The organism is Olivibacter sp. SDN3 (genome assembly GCF_014334135.1).
Classification (GTDB): Bacteria; Bacteroidota; Bacteroidia; order Sphingobacteriales; family Sphingobacteriaceae; genus Olivibacter.
Genome location: NZ_CP060497.1, coordinates 4,820,924 through 4,842,597 on the forward strand (window position 1 = coordinate 4,820,924; position 21,674 = coordinate 4,842,597).

19 protein-coding genes are annotated in these 21,674 nt (G+C 37.8%); 8 read left to right on the forward strand and 11 right to left on the reverse strand.

Features of this window, described 5'->3' with window-relative positions; genetic code table 11:
* Positions 1 to 17: 17 nt before the first annotated feature.
* The 5 genes from H8S90_RS20415 to argS form a co-directional block, all read right to left on the reverse strand.
* Positions 18 to 1,532, reverse strand: coding sequence for a proton-conducting transporter membrane subunit (locus tag H8S90_RS20415; protein ID WP_187339650.1), 1,515 nt, complete (start codon positions 1,530 to 1,532; stop codon positions 18 to 20).
* A 1-nt stretch (position 1,533) separates the two neighbouring features.
* Positions 1,534 to 1,890, reverse strand: a complete 357-nt coding sequence (locus H8S90_RS20420; protein WP_187339651.1) for an NADH-quinone oxidoreductase subunit K — start codon at positions 1,888 to 1,890, stop codon at positions 1,534 to 1,536.
* Positions 1,891 to 1,894: 4 nt separating this feature from the next.
* A complete protein-coding gene (locus tag H8S90_RS20425) occupies positions 1,895 to 2,302 on the reverse strand; it encodes an MnhB domain-containing protein (protein ID WP_187339652.1) in 408 nt (135 codons plus the stop codon).
* Positions 2,299 to 4,605 carry a hydrogen gas-evolving membrane-bound hydrogenase subunit E gene (mbhE, locus tag H8S90_RS20430; RefSeq protein ID WP_187339653.1) on the reverse strand — a complete coding sequence of 769 codons (2,307 nt, stop codon included), beginning with the start codon at positions 4,603 to 4,605 and terminating at the stop codon, positions 2,299 to 2,301. The genes H8S90_RS20425 and mbhE overlap by 4 nt, the downstream gene beginning before the upstream one ends.
* 89 nt (positions 4,606 to 4,694) lie before the next feature.
* On the reverse strand, positions 4,695 to 6,464 hold the full coding sequence (gene argS / locus H8S90_RS20435; protein WP_187339654.1) for an arginine--tRNA ligase: 1,770 nt from the start codon (positions 6,462 to 6,464) through the stop codon (positions 4,695 to 4,697).
* Between the two features lie 88 nt (positions 6,465 to 6,552).
* Here argS and H8S90_RS20440 point away from each other — a divergent pair, with 88 nt between their 5' ends.
* The 3 genes from H8S90_RS20440 (at position 6,553) to H8S90_RS20450 (ending at position 10,527) form a co-directional block, all read left to right on the forward strand.
* The gene (locus H8S90_RS20440; RefSeq protein WP_187339655.1) at positions 6,553 to 7,998 is read left to right on the forward strand and encodes an arginine deiminase family protein; all 1,446 of its coding nucleotides are present in this window, start codon (positions 6,553 to 6,555) and stop codon (positions 7,996 to 7,998) included.
* A 17-nt stretch (positions 7,999 to 8,015) separates the two neighbouring features.
* On the forward strand, positions 8,016 to 8,951 hold the full coding sequence (ctlX, locus tag H8S90_RS20445; RefSeq protein ID WP_255501674.1) for a citrulline utilization hydrolase CtlX: 936 nt from the start codon (positions 8,016 to 8,018) through the stop codon (positions 8,949 to 8,951).
* A 184-nt stretch (positions 8,952 to 9,135) separates the two neighbouring features.
* The gene (locus H8S90_RS20450; RefSeq protein WP_187339656.1) at positions 9,136 to 10,527 is read left to right on the forward strand and encodes an arginine decarboxylase; all 1,392 of its coding nucleotides are present in this window, start codon (positions 9,136 to 9,138) and stop codon (positions 10,525 to 10,527) included.
* A gap of 131 nt (positions 10,528 to 10,658) precedes the next feature.
* Here the strand turns inward: H8S90_RS20450 and H8S90_RS20455 are convergent, their stop codons facing one another.
* Positions 10,659 to 11,444 (reverse strand): C40 family peptidase, encoded by a 786-nt coding sequence (locus H8S90_RS20455; RefSeq protein ID WP_187339657.1) that lies wholly within the window; start codon positions 11,442 to 11,444, stop codon positions 10,659 to 10,661.
* Between the two features lie 183 nt (positions 11,445 to 11,627).
* On the opposite strand from H8S90_RS20455, the gene H8S90_RS20460 reads away from it, so the two are divergent.
* Positions 11,628 to 12,125, forward strand: coding sequence for a universal stress protein (locus H8S90_RS20460; RefSeq protein ID WP_187339658.1), 498 nt, complete (start codon positions 11,628 to 11,630; stop codon positions 12,123 to 12,125).
* A gap of 106 nt (positions 12,126 to 12,231) precedes the next feature.
* Here H8S90_RS20460 and H8S90_RS20465 read toward each other — a convergent pair whose 3' ends face one another.
* The gene (locus H8S90_RS20465) at positions 12,232 to 12,582 is read right to left on the reverse strand and encodes a 4Fe-4S dicluster domain-containing protein (protein ID WP_187339659.1); all 351 of its coding nucleotides are present in this window, start codon (positions 12,580 to 12,582) and stop codon (positions 12,232 to 12,234) included.
* Between the two features lie 146 nt (positions 12,583 to 12,728).
* Here H8S90_RS20465 and H8S90_RS20470 point away from each other — a divergent pair, with 146 nt between their 5' ends.
* Positions 12,729 to 13,763, forward strand: a complete 1,035-nt coding sequence (locus H8S90_RS20470; protein WP_255501676.1) for an acyl-CoA reductase — start codon at positions 12,729 to 12,731, stop codon at positions 13,761 to 13,763.
* 72 nt (positions 13,764 to 13,835) lie between these two features.
* Here the strand turns inward: H8S90_RS20470 and H8S90_RS20475 are convergent, their stop codons facing one another.
* The 4 genes from H8S90_RS20475 to H8S90_RS20490 form a co-directional block, all read right to left on the reverse strand.
* On the reverse strand, positions 13,836 to 15,194 hold the full coding sequence (locus tag H8S90_RS20475) for an acyl-CoA dehydrogenase family protein (RefSeq protein ID WP_187339660.1): 1,359 nt from the start codon (positions 15,192 to 15,194) through the stop codon (positions 13,836 to 13,838).
* 122 nt (positions 15,195 to 15,316) lie between these two features.
* A complete protein-coding gene (gene bshB1, locus H8S90_RS20480; RefSeq protein WP_187339661.1) occupies positions 15,317 to 16,039 on the reverse strand; it encodes a bacillithiol biosynthesis deacetylase BshB1 in 723 nt (240 codons plus the stop codon).
* 113 nt (positions 16,040 to 16,152) lie between these two features.
* The gene (locus H8S90_RS20485; RefSeq protein WP_187339662.1) at positions 16,153 to 16,638 is read right to left on the reverse strand and encodes a glutathione peroxidase; all 486 of its coding nucleotides are present in this window, start codon (positions 16,636 to 16,638) and stop codon (positions 16,153 to 16,155) included.
* Entirely contained in the window at positions 16,639 to 17,289 is a 651-nt protein-coding gene (locus H8S90_RS20490; protein WP_187339663.1) for a DUF4294 domain-containing protein, read from the reverse strand.
* A 140-nt stretch (positions 17,290 to 17,429) separates the two neighbouring features.
* Here H8S90_RS20490 and H8S90_RS20495 point away from each other — a divergent pair, with 140 nt between their 5' ends.
* The 3 genes from H8S90_RS20495 (at position 17,430) to H8S90_RS20505 (ending at position 21,674) form a co-directional block, all read left to right on the forward strand.
* Positions 17,430 to 19,643, forward strand: a complete 2,214-nt coding sequence (locus H8S90_RS20495; protein ID WP_187339664.1) for a bifunctional (p)ppGpp synthetase/guanosine-3',5'-bis(diphosphate) 3'-pyrophosphohydrolase — start codon at positions 17,430 to 17,432, stop codon at positions 19,641 to 19,643.
* A gap of 120 nt (positions 19,644 to 19,763) precedes the next feature.
* Complete coding sequence (locus tag H8S90_RS20500) at positions 19,764 to 20,270, forward strand: Fur family transcriptional regulator (protein ID WP_187339665.1); 507 nt, start codon at positions 19,764 to 19,766, stop codon at positions 20,268 to 20,270.
* A 129-nt stretch (positions 20,271 to 20,399) separates the two neighbouring features.
* The gene (locus H8S90_RS20505) at positions 20,400 to 21,674 is read left to right on the forward strand and encodes an adenylosuccinate synthase (protein ID WP_187339666.1); all 1,275 of its coding nucleotides are present in this window, start codon (positions 20,400 to 20,402) and stop codon (positions 21,672 to 21,674) included.

The window sequence follows — 21,674 nt, forward strand, 5'->3', positions numbered from 1 at the left end:
CAATATGCTAATTTACATTAATTTTCTCCTAACACAGTATGAATATATTGCGAAGGGTCAAGTAATTGTTCGGCAGCCTTATAGGCATAGTCCATCAAAGGTTGCGGATAAAAACTTACGCCCAATGTGCAGCAAAGTAACAATACTACTGCTGCGTACATTAATTTATGCTGTTTAATAAAAACACCCTCATTAAGTAATTGTTCACTTCCTACTGGTAACTTGGATAAGAAAGCTTCTTGCCATACCTTCATCATAGAATACAATGTCAGCAAACTGGTAAAAAGCAACACACCTGCCGGAATATAATAATGTGCTTTTAGGCCAGCATCCACCAACATAAATTTTCCCCAAAAACCTGAAAAGGGAGGGATACCAACCAACGTAAAACACAAAACAATAAAAATAAAAGATAACATGGGTGCAGCGTCATATAAACCTTTGATTTGTTTAGAATCGTAGCTGCCTGAGATTTCTCTAACCAAGCCCGTTACAAAGAACAAATTTGTTTTAACCAGTATATGGTGCAGCATATAAAAAATAGTTCCTGCTAGAGCTAGCGGTGTATATATTGCTAAGCCTAATACCAAAAAACCTATTTTACTTATCAAATTAAAAGACAAAACCTTACGTATGTCTTTTTGCGCAATAGCGCCTAAAACACCAATGACCATAGTTAGGCATGCCAAAACCAATAAAATCATCTGGATATAGTTATTCTCCAAAGGAAAAAGTAAAGTATATGTTCTTATGAGTGTATATACACCAACCTTTGTTAATAGTCCAGCAATAATCGACACGATTGCTATCGGTGGAGTATGATAGGAAGTAGGTAACCAAAAAAACAACGGAAATAATGCTGCTTTTGCACCGAAACTAATCAACAAAAACACAGAAGCTATTTGAGTAACGGCACTTAATTCGGGGTCCTTCAAGTTTTCAGCCAGAGCGGCCATATTGATATTTCCCGTTGTTCCATATAATACACCAATGGCGAGAAGAAGAAAAGATGAAGCTACGAAATTAATTACCACATATTTCAACCCTCCCTCAAGCTGATCTCTTTCACTTCCCAACGTGATCAAAACAAAAGAAGATATTAACATTACCTCGAACCAAACATAGAGATTAAATAAGTCACCCGTGATAAAAGATCCTGTAATCCCCGCCAACATGAAAGACAAAGAGACAAAAAAACCAACTCTTTTTTTTGTTTTACTGATAGTTCTCCCAGAAAAAGAGTAAAGAGAAGTAACAAAACCCAATAGCGTTGTGATGGCAACCATAACAGCAGCCAATCTATCAACTATTACCGTAATCCCAAACGGTGCTTCCCAACCACCTACCTGTATGTGCAATATCCCAAATGTGTTAACCTCAATGATTAATTTCACTGCACATCCAAAAGCAAAACCACTTCCAATCATATAAAGCACGCGCTGCACCTTTACCCTTCCGGTATACATCAAGCAGACAATGCCTGTTATCACAAAACTTAAAAGGGGTAGCACTATTAAATATGTATTCGGCATATTATATTTTATCTGTTGTAGTTAATTCATCCACATTATTGGTTTTGCTGGTTTGGTAAACTCTTTTCAGCAAAACTATAACAAAAGCCTGCACTCCAAGTCCTATGACAATGGCTGTTAAAATGAAGGCCTGGGGAAGAGGATCGGCCATGCTTTCCGTCGGAACTGCACCTCCCCCCTCCTTTTCTACAAAAGCCGGATTATCCCTTATCAGTCCGCCGGCTATCAACAAAAATAGATTACAGGCATTCCCAAAAATAATTACACCGGCCACCAGCTTCATAAAACTTTTATGTAATAGTAGGTAAACACCTGTTCCAAACAGCAGCCCAGTTAAAATAGATAATACTAGTCCCATAGCTCTATTCTTCAAATATGGTAAAAGCGATTTTCAATACAGCTCCAACGACAGCGATATATACACCAATATCGAACAGGAGTACGGAACTCAAGGTTCCGATTCCAGGAACCTTTATGGTTGTCCATAAGGCGAAAAAAAACTCTTCTCCCAACAACATTGATGAAACAGCCCCTATAAAACTTATAAACAAACCTGTAGCTGTTAGCCCCATAGTATCTATTCTATAAGTTGCCCTTGTTTGTTCAACACCGAAAGATATCATATGGAATACCAAGCCAATTGAAACCACCAATGCTCCAATGAAACCTCCTCCAGGGCTGTCATGGCCACGAAATAATAGGTAAAGAGAGTAAATAAAGAATATCGGCATCAATGTTTTGATCGCCATTTGTAATATAATAGTCCTCATGATTTTTCCTCTTTAGGTTTTAGTTGAATAAGTGCCATAACACCTAAAGCTGTCATAGAAAGTACAATCATTTCTCCAAAGGTATCAAAAGCCCTAAAATCCACTAGAATAACATTAACGACATTTTCTCCTTTGCCTCTTGGCGCACTATTTTCTAAAAAAAAGCTCTTAAGTGCAGGATCTGGATCAAATCCCTGCAAAGTACTTAATATCAAAGTCATCATGATACCAAATGAAAGAGAAACCAACACCATTAACAACTGTCTACGTACTCGTGGAAAGGATGCGTTTTTAGGAAGTCGTCTTAGTATAATCGTAAAAATAACCAAGGTAATCGTCTCCACCAAAAACTGAGTCATTGAAACATCAGGTGCGCTGAACATGGCAAAAAATAGTGCAACACCGAACCCCAATAAACTTAAAGCTACCAGCATTACCAATCGTGAAGGATTCTTTAATGTTATAATAGTTCCAAATAAAATTAGCATCACCGGTAAAAATTCGTATATCCTATCCAATTTGATTTCTTGTTGGAAGTTCCAATCTGTTGGGAGGAGATCCAATTTAAAATAAACGGCTGCCAGCAAGAGAATAAGCGTAGCAAATATAATTTTCAAATATCTTGTAAGTTGTCCATTCTGCAAATTCAATATTAATTTTGTCGCCATCGGTGTTAATACATCTAACACCCAAAAATAGATACGTTCAATACTTACAGGAATACTTTTAATAATATATCTAACTAACTTATTTACAAATAAATAATACTTATATATTATCCAACCGATTACCCAGGTAAATATACTTAAAAACAATACCCAATTTATACCATGCCACATCCCAAGGTCTAATGCCTTTTCCTCCAGCATCAAAGAGCTTGAAGATTGGCCCAAAAAAGAAGCTATGGAATTTCCGAGTAAACCGAACAGAATACCTACACATCCAAACACCATGGGAGGCAACCACATCATCCAGCTACTCTCCGTATATGTAAAGGAGTCGTCGTCAACTTCTGGTAATTTTCTCCTTCCAAAAAACACACCGTATGCGATCCGGATCGCAAGCGTAACATAAATAGCACTTACAACAAAAATGATAGCAAACAGCAAATTGTTGACCAAAAGCGATTCGTACAACTTTTCTTTAGCTATAAATCCCAAAGTAGGTGGCAGACCAGCCATCGCTAAACACGCTAATGCTGTCGCAACGCCAGAATAAGGCATAGTTTCAAACAAGCCAGATAGCTGATTAACGTCCCTTGTTTTTGTTTGTTTATCAATGTTACCTACCAGCAAGAATAGGGCTCCTTTATAACATGCGTGTACCAATAGGTAAATCAGCGCAGCCTGTAAGGCCAACGTGTTACCAACGCCAATTGTCGCCACCAATAATCCAAGTGTACTGATAGTAACGTATGCTAATATTTTTTTTAAATCATTTTGTAAAAGGGATTTAAGAGCGCCTAGTAAAGCAGTCATTCCGCCGAAGAATACCAGCATATACATCCATAAATCCGTACCCGATAATGCTGGATTTAACCGCATGATCAAAAAGATTCCCGCCTTCACCATTGTCGCTGAGTGCAAAAAAGCACTAACCGGAGTCGGCGCAGCCATAGCATTGGGCAGCCAAAAATGAAAGGGAAATTGAGCAGATTTGGTAAAACATCCAATCAAAATCAATATTGCTATCGGCATATAATAATCAAAAGAAACGATCTTCGACTGTATAATCTCAGAAATGTGATAAGACCCTGCGCTATTCCCAAGCAATAACAACCCGCCAAAAAGGGCCAAGCCCCCTAGATTTGTTACCAGTAAAGCTTGCAGCGCCGCACGTCTAGACTCTTCTTGTCCATTATTATAGCTTATCAAGAAATAAGAGCTCACACTTGTTAACTCCCAAAAGATATAGAACAAAAGAATATGGTCTGACAACACCAACCCAAGCATAGACGACATAAAGAGGATTAGATAGAACAAGAATCGATTCACTTGCCTTTTTCCTTCCATGTATTTGGAGGCGTACATTAAAATTAGCGAACCAAAAAAACTCACCAATAAAGCAAAAAACAAACTCAGTCCATCTAAATAAAAACGTAAGCTTACGTCGAACAATGGTACCCAATGTAAATCATGCACCACAGTTTGCCCCGCTGTTATCACTTTTATAAAAGAAGTAAAATAAAGAAATATACCGAAGGTCACTAAAGCACTTAAGTAACCGATAGTTTTGGGTATATATTTATGAAAAATAAGAACAAAGAACGATAAAAGAAACGTTAGTAATAGAATGATTGCCATATGATTTCCTGGAAACTAAAGCAATAACAAACTCCGTTGTTATTGTTAGCTTCCAATATACAAAAAAAAGATTATTTTAATTATAAAAATTACATTCTTTCCGGAACCTCTATACCAAGCAAACGCATCCCTTTAGAAATAACACCCGCAGTTGCTGCTGAGAGATTCAACCGGAATATCTTAAGTAACTCCTCTTCTACTTTCAAAATAGGCATTTCATGATAAAACTTATTATACAACTTAGCCAATTCATAGATATAATTAGCTACTAACGATGGGCTTAAATCCTCAGCGGCAGCTGTAATGGTCTCTGGAAACTTCGACAAACTGATAATTAATTCTATTTCAATATTATGCAATTCGCTAGATAAGATTTTACTTAAAGAAGGATCGTAACTGCCTTTAGCTAAAACCGACCTTATACGGGCATGTGTATATTGTATAAACGGCCCGGTATTTCCCTGAAAATCTATCGACTCGTTGGGATCGAATAGTAACCTTTTCTTCGGTTCAACTTTGAGCAGAAAATACTTCAATGCACCCATTCCTATCATTTCATATAAATGATCCTTCTCAGCTTGTGTAAAACCTTCTACTTTACCTAATTCCTCTGTTCTGTTCTTAGCCGTCTGAACCATATCCAACATCAGATCGTCCGCATCTACAACTGTACCTTCGCGTGATTTCATTTTCCCTGAAGGTAGATCTACCATACCATACGACAAATGATGCAGCCCCGGCGCCCAAGGCTTACCCAGTTTCTTTAAAATCAGAAAAAGCACCTTAAAATGATAATCTTGCTCATTTCCCACTACATAAATCGACTGGTCCATATGACAATCGTCAAATTTAAGCTGCGCTGTTCCTAAGTCTTGTGTTATATAAACAGAGGTACCGTCGCCACGCAGAACCAGCTTCTCATCCAACCCTTCATCGCTTAGGTCTATCCACACCGAATTATCGGCCTTTCTGAAAAAAACGCCATTTTTCAATCCTTCTTCAATAAGGTCTTTACCTAAAAGATAAGTATTTGATTCATAATAAACCTTGTCGAAAGAAACCCCCATTCTTCTATATGTCTCTTCGAATCCCTCATATACCCATTCATTCATTTTTTGCCATAAGCGAAGTGTTTGCTGATCGCCTGCTTCCCAATCGCGAAGCATTTTTTGAGCCTCCTTCATTAAAGGGGCTTCTTTCTTAGCATCTTCTTCGCTATACCCTTCTTGCCGTAACGCGCCAATCTCTTTCTTATATTCCTTATCGAAGATCACGTAGTAATTGCCTACTAGCTTATCCCCTTTCAATCCACTGGATTGTGGGGTTTCACCTTCGCCAAATTTTTGCCAGGCTAGCATTGATTTACAGATATGTATACCTCTATCATTAATTAAATTAGATTTTATAACATCGTATCCAGCGGCATTTAATATCTCAGAAACAGCATATCCTAACAAGTTATTACGTACATGTCCTAAGTGTAGAGGCTTGTTAGTATTAGGTGAAGAATATTCCACCATGACTTTCTTTCCATTTTTTGGGATCACACCAAAACACTCATCTAAAACACTTTCATTTAGCAGATTAAACCAGAACAGATCAGAGAGCTTCAGGTTCAAAAAACCTTTTATCACATTATATGAAGTAATATCGTCTGAATTAGCAACTAAAAAATCACCGATCTCAGCTCCCGTTAGTTCCGGTGATTTTTTAGAAAATTTGGTAAAAGGAAAGGTTACTATGGTAAGCTGCCCTTCAAATTCCTTCCGGGTTTCCTGAAGGGTAACTACATTTTCAGGAAGTTCCACTTGATAGATTTCCTTAATAGCCTGAATGGTTAATGAAGCAATAAATTTCATGGGCCAAACTTAGAGAAAATTGCGTTTATATGAAAAACTTTTATAGGCGAAAAATAAAACCTATTTTGCAAAATAACTTAAATTATTTATGACTACAGACCTTAATTTTCGCATGCATGTTAATTCAGAAATCGGCACATTACGTAAATTACTGGTTCATAGCCCCGATAGTGGCTTAGGACAGGTGGTACCATCCAAAGCACAGGATTGGCTTTTTGAAGACATTGTACATTTAAACACCTTACGTAAAGATGAATACGATTATTATATAAAGTTATTGTTATATTTTTTAGATCCTGATAGAATAAAAGGTAGGTTATCCATCATCGATTCTGTTGAACAGAATCGGTCTTTTTTTAAACCGGATCACCCAAATTTCCATAACTCTGATAAAGTAATAGAAGTACAAACGTTACTTGCAGATATTCTTCAAGATAAAACTATTAGAAGCAATTTAATTGCTGCAGTCTGTGCGTTAGAAGGTTGCAATTATAATTTACAGTTACAGCTCAACGAAAAAAAATCCAAAAGGTTGGCAAAAATCATTCTATCGGGGTCTTTTGATGATGAGCATATGATCTTTGCGCCCATACCAAATCTAATCTTTACGAGAGATCTTGGTATCGTCATCAACAATTACATGCTATTAAACAACCCCGCAAAAAAGGCAAGAGGACGTGAAAACCTAATTATGCGCTATATATTTTTTAACCACCCGTTGTTTGAAGAATATAAAAGAAATATTCTAGAGATTCCTGACCCTATACAACATTTCCTACGCCCAGGCGAAGATGAGGAACAAAGGGCTACATTGGAAGGAGGCGATGTTATGGTAGTAAGCAAAGATCATGTATTGATTGGCTGTAGCGAACGTACGTCTCCACATGGCGCAAACGCGGCAATTAAACTACTTTTTGCAAATAAAGTAGTAAACAAGGTAACAATAGTAAAGATACCGAGTAAACGCGATTTTATGCATATCGACACTGTTTTCACACAAGTGAAACGTAATGTATGGGTTATTCTAGGTTCCGTGGCAGGGAAACAACCCATTAACGAAGCCGAGCCGTTACACCATATCGCTCCCGACAACCACAGGAGCATTACTGAAATTATTCAATTTAAAATCAACACTCCATCGCATCCGATATACTTTGATTCTATTGAAGAATTACTAGATGATATTAGTCGTAATGACTTGAATTGCAAAGAACCAACACAGTTCATCTATAGTGGAAATAACATTTTCCCCTATGACGCGCGCGAACAATGGACTGACTCCTGCAATGTGCTTGCTATTAAAGAAGGTGTAATTCTGGGCTACGATAGAAATGATAAAACAATCTTGTCATTTCAAGAGAAAGGTTTTCAAGTTATAAAGATCAAAACACTTATCAAAGCACTCGAAACCGACCAGATAAAGGTAGAAGACATATCAAACACCTTAGTTATCATGCCTTCAGCAGAGCTATCCAGGGCAAGAGGTGGTTTTCATTGCATGAGTTTACCTTTGTTGAGAGACAATATTCAATAAAATTAATTACAAAAATTATGGTTGTCGCGAGAAGCATTATGATGGTGAGACCCGTGGCTTTTAGACACAATGAACAAACAGCTGTCAACAACAAGTTCCAACAACCCGAGAAAACACCAGTTAATGTTCAACAACTGGCCTTGGAACAATTTGATAATTTTGTTTCTTTACTACAAGCTAACGGAATTACCGTCCATACATTTGATGATACCCTACAACCAACTACTCCCGACTCGATCTTCCCGAACAACTGGGTTACCTTTCACGAAGATGGCACTGCCATACTCTATCCGATGTATGCACCGAACCGGAGAACAGAAAAGCGAGTGGACATTTTACAAGAACTCAGAAACCAATATATGCTTAACACTGTTATAGATTTCGGTTATTTTGAAGCATCAAACAAATTCTTAGAAGGTACGGGAAGTATGGTGCTCGATCGTTTGAATAGAATTGCCTATATGTGTGCTTCGCAAAGAAGCTCAAATGAAGTCTTCCAATCGTTTTGTCAGAAAATGGATTATATACCTATCACATTTGAAGCCTTGGACGAAAATGGCTTTCCGATCTACCATACCAATGTGATGATGTGTATCGGCACTAAATTTGCCATTATGCACAGTGCATCCATTCATGATGCTAATGAACGATTAACAGTTATGCGCACCATACGACAATCGGGAAAGGAAATCATCAGCATCTCCAACAAGCAACTTCACCGCTTCGCAGGTAATATGTTGGAACTTACAAACAAAAGCGGGCAGAATCTGTTGGTTATGTCAGAACAAGCGTATTTATCACTAAATAGCGAGCAGATTGCATGTCTAGAAAAATATGCCAAACTAATATACGCTCCTTTAGATGTCATTGAAAAAAATGGTGGCGGAAGTGCACGTTGTATGATAGCAGAGATTCTATTACCAATAAAAAATGATATCGCTGTCAGGCACTAATGAAAACTGTATCTTGACATAAAGATTATAAACTATGGCCTGTGGCAAGGTTAGCGCTATTATTCGTAAAAACCTACTATACAACGCTATAAAAAAACAATACAGGCATTTATCGTGTCTAGGGTATATATTGCATATACAATGCATTTTATCTAAGTTTGCAAAAATTTTTTAATTAATATAAATGCAGAGCTACCAGGAATTTCTCGATTTGAGTGTCGGCTTTCCCCAAGACGGGTTTGACATCATTGATGATGAGCTATACTTTCACGATTTAAACTTAATGGAGATGATAGAGACCTATGGTACTCCGCTTAGGTTTACCTATTTACCTATTATTAGTAAAAAAATCCAACAAGCTAAAATATTATTTCAAACAGCTATTCTAAAAAACAACTATAGAGGCACTTATAAATATTGTTATTGCACCAAAAGCTCCCATTTTAGGCATATTGTCGAAGAAGCATTAAAAAATGATATCCACCTCGAAACGTCCTCTGCATTTGATATGCCCATGATAGATGCTTTAGAGAAGAAGGGCGTCGTATCTAAAGACATTACCGTTATATGCAATGGCTTTAAAACCTTTCAGTATAAGCAATATATAATTGATATGCTACATGATGGATTCCAAAACATCGTACCAGTACTGGATAATAAGGAAGAGTTTAATCTTTACGATGATGAGGTAGAGCTGGAAACTCCATGTAACCTCGGCATTAGAATCGCCGCTGAAGAACAACCCGACTCGCAGTTTTACACTTCCAGATTAGGCGTCAGAATGGAGGATGTTATTGACTTTTACAATAATAAAATTGTTCCTAACCCGAATTTTAAAGTAAAAGTTCTTCATTTTTTCATTAATTCTGGAATCTCCGACACACCTTATTACTGGAACGAGCTGGAGAAGTATGTAACCCTCTATTGCAAATTCAAAAAAATCAATCCTGATCTCGATACTTTAGATATTGGTGGCGGTATGCCATTTAAGGACTCTCTGGTTCATGATTTTGACTATGAATATATGGTCAATGAGATTGTTAACCGCATCAAACAGATATGCGCGATACATGATGTAATGGAACCCGATATTATCACGGAGTTTGGAAAATACACGGTTGCCGAGGCTTCTGGGATTCTCTACAAAGTACTCGGCCGTAAGCAGCAAAACGATCGAGAAAAATGGTTGATGTTAGATGGATCCTTCATCACCAACTTACCCGATGTGTGGGCACTTAACCAAAAATACATCCTGCTACCTATCAATAATTGGGATTCAGAATATGAACGGGTAAATCTTGGAGGTATAACCTGTGATGGACAGGATTACTATAATCAAGAGGCACATATGAACAACGTCTTTATGCCTAAAACAAGAAAAGTACAATACCTCGGTTTCTTTCATACCGGCGCTTATCAGGAAGTTTTAAGTGGTTACGGCGGCATACATCATTGCCTACTCCCTTCTCCAAAACATGTCATTATTCGCAGAAATAGGGATGAAACATTTAATTTTGAAGTTTTTGGAGAAGAACAAAACTCCAAGCAGGTGTTAAAAATATTAGGTTATCATTAAAGCCTTAACATAATCGCAATGATCATATATATGCCATAAAATACCTTCATATTTTTATTGCATATAAAAAACACATTCAAATAATATCTTTCATCAACCTTACATTCCTTAGTTATAGTAGTACAAAAATTCTACGTTATTATTCTCTTCACTATCCTTAATTTATGTGTGTACTGATGATGTTCTTCGGAAAAGATACCTGTATTGTCTATTTTTTCAATCTTTACCCTTCCAGAGGCATGAATAATCTCAGACTCGTTGAGTAATATCCCAACATGCACGATACGCCCTTCATCATCGTCGAAAAAAGCAATATCTCCTAAGCTGGCTTCTTGTAAAAAATCAACCACCCTACCTTCTTTCGCCTGTTGGTAAGCATCGCGTTTTAACCTAACACCAAAATGTTTATACACCATTTGGACAAAACCAGAACAATCAATACCAAATACAGATCGTCCACCCCATAAATAAGGTGTGTTTAAGTAAAAACGAAGCACTTCTTCCACTTCCTTCTTAAAGTCATCTGTGTCCGGATCTCTTGAAAGTCCCAAGAAAAGATATTCGGTATCATTAATCTTGAAACTATCATCTTCTAAAAAGGGTAAGGTACTTCCGGGTAATAAGTGTAAACTTTCGTCCTTGCCCAGTTTAAGCAACATGGCATGTGTAGACAAATCGGCAATAGGCTGAACTTCGTCTTTCAATATCTGAAATTGTCGGCTGTCAATTTCCACTTGCTGTTTAGAATCTATCCACCCTTCGTAATCATCATAGGCCAATTTGATGTAAAGATAATCGTCTAAACGATCTAATACTTCAAACCCCTCCCCGAACAGCAACTGGGTTACCATTTCGCTTTTATTACCTACCGTTGCCCGAACCGGAACTATAGGCAAATTACAAATTCCGTACGCCATGTGATTGCTTTTACATTTTATCCTACAAACTTAGATAAATTGCCTATTATTTCTATGAGTAGGAATAAATATTCTTTCTTATAGCTTATTGGGTAATTTACAATCTAATTCATCCTCGATTAAACTAAACAAACATATACCACGGTAACATTGTTATATCCATGAATCAAAAAAGTATAAGCCATGGCTGACTCACCTTTAACAATAAAAACCCAACGCATCCTTATTGCTGTAGAGGATAGCAAATACTCCGAAAAAGCAGTACGTTACGGCTACCATTTAGCAAATGCTTTTGATGGACAGGTTGCGTTGGTTCATGTGATTGACCCTCCTACCACTAGTACTTACGGCGCTGTCGATCCTATAATGGGGGTTAATCCTGTTTACATTCCAGAAATCAATGAAGTACAAGAAGACGCTTCTGAAGAACTGCTGAACCGACTTATAGCAGGTTGGGCCGGCCCATCGGAAAACATCACTAAATTTAGTAAGATTGGACAACCTAGACAAGAAATACTCACTGTTGCGAACGAGTGGCAGGCTGACCTAATTGTTTTGGGTACTCATGGGAGAACCGGATTTGATCACTTTATTTCGGGTAGTGTTTCTGAAGGCGTGGCCAGACGATCTGTTTGTCCGGTAATAATTGTGCCTTATAAAGATGACGATATTACCGAGTGATTCTAATATAATTGTTATACATCAGGTGAACAAGCGGCAATCTCATCTCCTGATGTATAACCTCACTCGTGATATCTTAATTTGCAATTAATGTTTTACGTTGCTTTTACTCGGCATGTAGCCAAGCCTTTTTAGCTAACAATTCTTCTTCTGTTTCCCTAATATCTTCATCATCAACACAACAATCTACTGGGCAGACCGCCGCACATTGAGGTTCGTCGTGAAAACCAACACACTCGGTACATTTATCAGAAACGATATAATATATTTCATCCGATATTGCTTCTTGAGCTTCATCGGCATTTAAGGTGGTTCCGTCGCCAAAATCAATCACACCGCTAAGCTCTGTGCCATCTGAAAAACGCCAAGCCATTCCAGCATCATAAATAGCATTATTTGGGCATTCCGGTTCACACGCTCCGCAGTTTATACACTCATCTGTAATTTTAATCGCCATTATCTTCTTAAAAATTCCGTTTATACTTTACTTTTGTAATACTAACACTATATACATGTAAACTATTAATCTACAAATTTAGTAGTTTTTCGTTAAAGATTATAGTAGAATCATTGCAAATATAACATTTTAATACGATTTCTGTTTTGAACATTCATAATTTGACAACCAATAAACGCATTGAAGCGTTCTCCGCACTTGGCAAGTATATATTAGAAGATACAGTATCTATGACCTCATTGATTGATGAGGCTGCCCATTATAACAGTTGGTTCACATCAGAAAACATAAAAAGCTCGCTTACGGCCTTGGCAAACAACCTTTCGGTAGATAAGCTATCCAAATGGTTAGAATCATATCCTACTGTCGATATCCCAACTAATAAAACTGTGGGACTAGTATTAGCTGGAAATATTCCAATGGTTGGCTTTCATGATATACTCTGTGTTTTAATTACAGGTTTTAACGTGCAGATAAAGCTATCCTCAGATGACAAGATACTGATACCATATTTATTGAAGCAGTTAATCACTTTTGAACCAGCATTTGAAGGATCCATCAATTATACGGAAAGACTACATAATTTTGATCTGATCATTGCTACCGGGAGCAACAATACGGCACGTTATTTTGAATATTACTTTAAACACGTACCGCATATTATCCGAAAAAACCGAAACAGCATTGCCGTTGTACATGGAGATGAGAGGCCGCAGGAACTGCAACAATTAGGTCACGATATTTTCGATTATTTCGGCCTGGGGTGCAGGAATGTTTCAAAAATTTATTTCCCAAAGAACTATGCAGTCAGTACATTTTTTGAAGCTATTGAGCCCTTTATTTCCGTTATCAATCACCATAAATATCATAATAACTATGATTATAACAAATCAATTTATTTAGTTAACGGCGACGAACATTTTGACAATGGCTTCCTATTATTGAAAGAAGACGAGAGAATAGCGTCGCCATTAGCCGTTGCATATTATCAAACCTATGAGACTTTAAGTGATTTAATCAACCAATTAAATAAACAAGAAAATCATATACAATGTATAGTAAGTAATAAAACGATAAAAACAAAAACACCACTATTCCCTCTAGGCCATAGCCAAAGGCCAGCACTAAATGATTACGCCGACGGCATAAACACCATAGATTTTTTGGTCCAGAATAAATAATTAATATTATATCTTCAGCCTAGTCTTGGCAACGCTCTAGGTTCCGGACTAGGCCATACAATCGGTAACTATTTAAACGAATGCACTCATTCCAGTGATCGCCCGCCCAACAATCAATGAGTTAATTTCTTTCGTACCTTCGTACGAATAAATTGCCTCCGCATCGGCTACGAAACGCGCAACATCGTGCTCTAACAAAATACCGTTCCCTCCCATTACTTCACGAGCCTGACTTACGATATCCCTTGTGCGTAAGGAGCAGAATACCTTGGCCAATGAGGCATGTTCATCCTTCAAATAACCAGCATCTTGTATCTCAGAAAGTCTGAAAACCAAAGTCTGCATGGCCGTAAGGTTAGAGAGCATCTCTACTAAATGATTCTGTATGAGCTGAAATGAGGCAATCGGTTTACCAAACTGTTTACGGTTACGGGTATAATCCAATGCATTTTCATATGCCCCTCTAGCACATCCCACAGCCATCCATGCCACGCCTGCCCTGGTCATCCTTAACACGTTAGCGGTGTCTTTAAACGAGTTTGCCTGTTGCAACCTATCCTTTTCCTGTACCACACAATCTTTTAAAGTAATTAGGCCATTCTGCACGATACGCAATGCCATTTTTCCCTTAATCTTTTCAACCGTGAAGCCTGGTGTATCTTTTCTCAATAGAAAACCTTTCACCTGCCCATCGCCAATATCCTTTGCCCATATGATAGTTACGTCAGCAAAGGTAGCATTGCCAATCCACTTTTTCTGCCCATTCAACACCCATCCATCCTCGGTTTTCTTACAAGTAGTTGTCAATCCGCCAGCTGCACCCGAACCCACTTCCGGTTCGGTCAATCCGAAAGCACCTATTTTTTCCATTTTATTCATCTGGGGTAACCACTCTCGTTTCTGCTCTTCTGAACCGCATAGGTATATTGAACCCATTGCTAGGCCGCTTTGCACGCCAAAAAACGTAGCAATTGAAGCATCTACCCTTGCCATCTCCATCGCCAACACGCCCTCCATTAAAAAAGATCTATTTGGACAGCCATAACCTTCGTAAGTAATTCCAGCAAGGCCGAGCTCTCCAAACTTGGGTATTAATTCGTGTGGGAATTCATCATGCAACCAATACTTATTTACAAGTGGTTTAACTTCGTTCTCCATAAAAGTACGCACCTTCAACTGCAGTGCCCGGTCTTCCTCGTTCAATCGCTCATTCAGTTCGTAAAAGTCACCATTAATAGGAGGCAATTCACGTTTCGTCTTTCCGCCATCCATCATTTTCATAAGTCCCTTCAATTGAGCATCATCCAACTTAGAAAAACCATCCATCACTTTCTTGAGGTCAACTTTCTGAGATATTTTTGCCAGCTGATCAAAGTCTATATTCTTAAACAAATTGATCGCTTGCTTTACTTTCGTGAATGTATTGGACATGTCTAAATGGTTTAATATCGTTTAAAATACAACAAAAAACACGACGAAGTGTTTAAAGAGAGTGATTAATCCTAAGTAGTAATCCCCATATCATTGGTTCAGGCACCTTCATTTCTCACTCATCATCTTAAATCAAAAAGATCATCCACTCCTAGCAGTCGTCTACACGTAAAACCTTCGGCATATTGCGCACCAATATATTTACCATACTCCTTTGCCCTCGCTTCAATAATGGTGATAAATTCAGGATTAGAAATATATGTTCGTGGCTCATCTAAATCATAATCCTCGTTAAAAAATTGCGATTTATACGCTTTAATGCTCGCAATCTTCTGATCCCAGAAATCACTCACATCAACAACAATGTCAGGCTCAATATAATGGTCCTGAATTAATTGCAATAACAACCTAGGCCGATGTACTTCTTGCAAGACACCATCAATTTCAGTGGCAATTTTACGTAAACCTGCTAAAAAACAAGCATCATTTACCAGATCTCCCGCTCGCCCATGATCAGGGTGCCTATCAGAAAGTGCATTTGTGATAATAATTTCAGGCTTATACTTTCTGACTACCTTTACTACCTCCAGCTGTTCGTATTCTTCATTTTTAAAAAATCCATCTCTTAAGCCAAGATTATCGCGAACGCTTATACCTAATATTTCAGCAGCATCTTCAGCCTCTAAAGCTCTTTTTTCAGGGGTACCACGTGTTCCCAATTCACCACGTGTTAAGTCAACTACACCAATCTTCTTTCCTAATGCTACATGTTTTAGGACCGTACCTGAGCAACCAAGCTCAGCATCATCTGGATGCGCGGTAATTACCAAAATATCTAAATTCACTTTATGTTATCTTAAATGTTATCGTAAAATGCTAAAAATTGTAACTAATAAAAATGTTAAGCGAGCAAATGCATACCGTCGCATTTAGCTAACCATAAAAAAGTGATAAACAATCATAACAACTTTTCTATTTTCTTTATCACTCGTTTGGAAAAGGGTTTGGTAAAACTATAAAAATAATCCTCTACCTTACCCTCTTTGTTGATTAAGTACTTATGAAAATTCCATAAAGGCTTACTGTTGGTTTTTCCATTTAATAATTTATCCCCTAAGAACTTATAAACAGGATGAGCATCGTTTCCTTTCACCTTTATTCGATCATAAACGGTAAAACTTAATTTTTGGTCTTTATCGCAATACTCCTGCAAAGCTTCCCCATTTAGTTTTTCTTGTTTGCCAAAATCGTTGCTGGGAAACGCTAACACTTCAAATCCACGGTTCTTATAACGGCTATAAAGTGTTTCCAACTGTTGATACTGCGGAGCGAAACCACAGCCGCTAGCTGTATTAACAATCAATAAAACTTTGTTTTGATAAATACTAAAATCAACAACAGAACCGTCAGGCTTCATTGCACAAAATTGATAAATCCTATCCATCTAATAAAAATAACGATTAGCGTTGTTTGCGTGGCTACGAATGATATTCTCTATGTCCCGTTCCTGTTCAGGATCATAGGTATTTTTGAGGTTATGTCCAAAAACCTTTGCCACCGATTGGTAAAAGAAGGCATTCACACCTCCTCTTAGTTCGCGCACCAACTCATAACTTGAATTTCCTGTCTGCCTATCTATCAGCTTAATTAGTATCTCACCTTGCGAAATAGACATTTTTTTTATCTCTCTATTGAACATTGCCTTTATCTCTTTCTCACAATTCTTTATTAAACGTTTTTGCTCTTTCTTTTCCCGGGTAACAGCAAGTTCACGTTGCAGCCTATCATATCGTTCTTCTGCAAATTTGGCATATGGGAGTACCTTTAGCACATTATATTTTAAGCGATTATATTTCGCCCTATCTTCCGGAGTTTTAAAAACCCGGTAGTCAGTAATAACAACCTCCCTTAGCATCATCCAAGGCATACGTTCGCCATCGACAACGACGGTAGGCATCATAATTGGCTTGGTATTTGTAGGGACTTCTGTAGTATTAGCTAAACTATCTTTATTAACATTAACCTGCTGTTGCGCCAAGCACTTTCCTCCAAAAAAAAGCAGAAAATTAATTAACAATAGATGTAAAATTTTCATAGATTTAGCTCTTACAAAACAGTTCATTAAAGTTAGGTAAAAAGTTTACATTTTAGCCAATTTTATTAGTCTCCTTTGGTATTTTACAATATCAAAGGTAAGAATAAAAAATTTACTAGCATATAGATACATATACGAATATGAAGGAATTAGTGATTGATCTTGAGGCCGAAAAAAAGGAAATATTAAAACGCTATCGTGCATTGCTTAGAGCGTGTAAACCTACTTTGCAAAAAGGTGATAAGCAAATGATTCGGCGCGCCTTTGATATGGCACTCGAAAATCACAAAGATATGCGACGCAAGTCTGGTGAGCCCTACATTTATCATCCAATTGCTGTTGCACAAATTGCTGCAGAAGAAATAGGTTTAGGTACTACTTCAATTGTTTGCGCGCTCCTTCATGATGTAGTTGAAGATACGGACATAACCCTTGATGAAATTGAACGTGAATTCGGCAAAAAAGTTGCCCGCATCATCGATGGTCTAACAAAAATATCAGGCATTTTCGATCCTAACAGTTCAATTCAAGCGGAGAATTTCAGAAAGATGTTATTAACACTTGCCGATGACGTCCGTGTTATCCTGATTAAACTCGCCGATCGCTTGCACAATATGCGTACCATGGAATTTATGGCCCGTGATAAGCAGTTGAAAATCGCATCGGAAACGAGCTATTTATACGCGCCGCTTGCTCACCGATTGGGTTTGTATGCTATCAAATCGGAACTGGAAGATCTTTCCATGAAATATACTGATCCAGACACCTATAAATTTATCGCTAGAAAATTAAATGAAAAAAAGGCCGAACGAGAAAGGTACATTAAAGAGTTTATTGGCCCTATTCAAGAAATACTTTTAGAGCAAGGAATTAATGCCAATGTTTTTGGCCGTCCAAAATCTATCCACTCCATTTGGAACAAAATGCGAAAAAAGTCTATTCCTTTTGAAGAAGTTTACGACCTATTCGCTATTAGAGTTATTATAGACACCACGCAAGAAATGGAGAAGGCCGAATGTTGGAAAGCCTATTCGATAGTAACAGACCTATACCGCCCAAACCCAGATAGATTGCGCGATTGGATTTCATCCCCAAAAGCTAACGGTTATGAATCTTTGCATACAACCGTAATGGGAGCTAAAGGCCAATGGGTGGAAGTACAGATTCGAACCAAAAGGATGAACGAAATTGCGGAGAAAGGTTTCGCAGCTCATTGGAAATATAAAGAGTCAAACTCCGATAGCGGACTGGATCAATGGATTCAAAAGGTAAGAGACATTTTGAGTAACCCAGAATCGAACGCATTGGATTTTGTAGATGATTTCAAGATGAATCTCTTTTCTGATGAGATTTTTATCTTTACACCAAAAGGTTCTCTAATTCAGTTACCGCTAGACGCTACTGCGCTCGACTTTGCATTTGAAATACATTCCGATCTTGGCGCAAGCTGTATCGGTGCAAAGGTAAACCACAAACTTGTACCATTATCGCATAAGTTATCAAACGGTGATCAAGTGGAGATTATTACCTCAAACAAGCAAACTCCCAAAGAAGATTGGTTGAACTTTGTGGTAACAGCCAAAGCTAAATCGAAGATAAAATCCGCATTAAAAGAAGAAAAGCGCCGGATAGCAGAAGATGGCAAGGAGATATTAGAACGAAAGCTCAAATCAATAAAAATCACATACAATACAGACAACCTCAATAAGCTCGCGGCATACTTAAAGCTGCCTTCAACTCAGGATCTATTTTATAATGTCGCTAAAGGAGAAATTGATCTAAAGCAATTGAAGGAATTTGCAGTAGCGGAGCGGGCAATAGATACCACCAGCGGTGCCAGCACTAAAATAGACCATCATGTTGAAGGGCTGGTAAAAAAAGTTGAGAAAAAAGACAAGGAAACACTATTGATTGGAGATGATTTTCAGAAGTTAGATTACACCCTATCAGCATGTTGCAACCCTATACCTGGAGATGACGTGTTCGGTTTTGTGACCGTAAATGATGGTATTAAAATCCATCGAACCAATTGTCCGAACGCATCTAAGCTTATGGCTAATTACGGATATAGAATTGTAAAAGCCAAATGGACCTCTCAACAAGAACTCGCGTTCTTGACTGGGCTACGAATAGTTGGAATTGATGATGTAGGTTTAGTTAACAAAATTACAACTGTCATTTCTCAAGACTTTAAAATTAATATTCGTTCCATCACCATTAGCAGCAATCAGGGAATTTTTGAAGGTTCTATAATGGTCTACGTCAACAATACAGGTCATTTAGAAACTCTAATAAAGAAATTAAAGCAAATTAAAGGCATAACCGGCATTACACGGTTTGATTCCGAACCATAACAAACCAATCCATAAGGATTGATAGCGTAAAGTAAGTTCAATAATAATTACTTTACGATGTTTTTGTGAATTGGATATCATAACAATTTTAGCTAAGTTTGTACATAATTAAAGATTACTATGTCTACAACAGAAACGACAAGCATGGTCAGAAAAATTTTCGAGGCTTATCTCGAAAATAAAAGCCTACGCAAAACTCCGGAACGCTTTGCCATCTTGGAAGAGATATACTCTCGCAATGACCATTTTGATGTGGAATCACTATATATCCACATGAAAAATAAAAAGTATAGGGTAAGCAGAGCAACTGTATATAACACGTTAGAGCTTTTAGTTTCATGTGATTTGGTTACAAAACACCAATTTGGGAAGAATATGGCCCAATTTGAAAAATCTTATGGTTATAAACAACATGATCATATTATCTGCATAGAATGTGGTAAGGTTGTTGAATTCTGTGATCCGCGTATCCATCAAATACAAAGCATGATGGGAGAACTTTTAAAGTTTGACATCAAGCATCACTCATTAAACCTATATGGTGTTTGTAGTGACTGTAATGATCATTGTCCTGAGAAGGAGAAGATGGATAAGGAAACAAACCACAAAGAGGTTTTTTCCGCTTAAAGATGCACGACAAAGTATAACATATAAAAGCCTGATGGTGCGTAAAATGCTAACTACTTTTTAAGCAACCATCAGGCTTTTTAATTTTTAAATTTCTCCAAACAGATAAAATAAAACAATAGAATTACTATGAAAGTTGACGTGCTTTTGGGCCTGCAATGGGGCGACGAAGGTAAGGGTAAAATTGTGGATGTTTTAACACCCAAATACGATTTAATAGCTCGTTTTCAAGGAGGGCCAAATGCTGGCCATACATTAGAGTTTGATAACCAAAAATATGTTTTGAACACCATACCGTCCGGTATTTTCAATAAAAAGACTTTAAATTTAATTGGCAATGGCGTTGTTATAGACCCTATCATCTTAAAACGGGAGCTTGACAACCTTAAAAAGAGTGGCTTTGACCCCGTTGCCACAGGAAAGCTTGTCATCGCACGTCGGGCCCATCTCATTCTCCCTACCCATCAATTGTTAGACGCGGCTTCAGAAAGCAATATGGGAGCGGGCAAAATCGGATCTACCTTAAAAGGCATTGGTCCTACTTATATGGATAAAACTGGCAGAAATGGTATCCGTGTTGGAGATACAACATTACCCGATTTCAAAGAACGGTATCAAAAACTAGTAGATAAACACAAAAGCATCCTCTCTCATTACGGGGAAATTCCTGATTTTAGCGACCGTGAACAGGCTTTCTTCGAAGCCATAGCCTATCTAAAAACAATTCCACATGTAGACAGTGATCAGCTTGTGAACAAATATCTGGCGGAAGGAAAAAGTGTATTGGCAGAAGGTGCTCAGGGCACGCTACTTGATATTGACTTTGGATCCTACCCTTTTGTAACCTCCTCAAATACTACTACTGCAGGTGCTTGTACAGGTTTAGGTATAGCTCCGGCTAAAATTGGTCAAGTAATCGGTATCTTCAAAGCATATTGTACCAGAGTTGGCGGGGGCCCTTTCCCTACAGAACTTGATTGCGCGATTGGAGAAAAATTACGTCAGATAGGCCATGAGTTTGGTGCAACGACCGGACGCTCAAGACGCACCGGGTGGATCGATTTACCAGCGTTACGTTATGCAATCCAGCTTAACGGCGTAACCGAATTGGTGATGACTAAAGCTGATGTATTAAGTGGATTCGATAAAATTAACGTATGTACACATTACATCCATAATGGCGAAAAAATAGATTATATGCCCTACGACATAAACACGATTAAACCAGAACCCGTGCTTGAGACCATTCAAGGATGGAATGAAGATATCACTGGTATAACTAACATCGATCAAATTCCAAAGGCACTAAAATCTTACATTAGCTACTTAGAGGATAATTTAGACGTTAAAATAAAATACCTTTCCGTTGGACCAGATAGGACACAAACATTGATTTTGGATTAG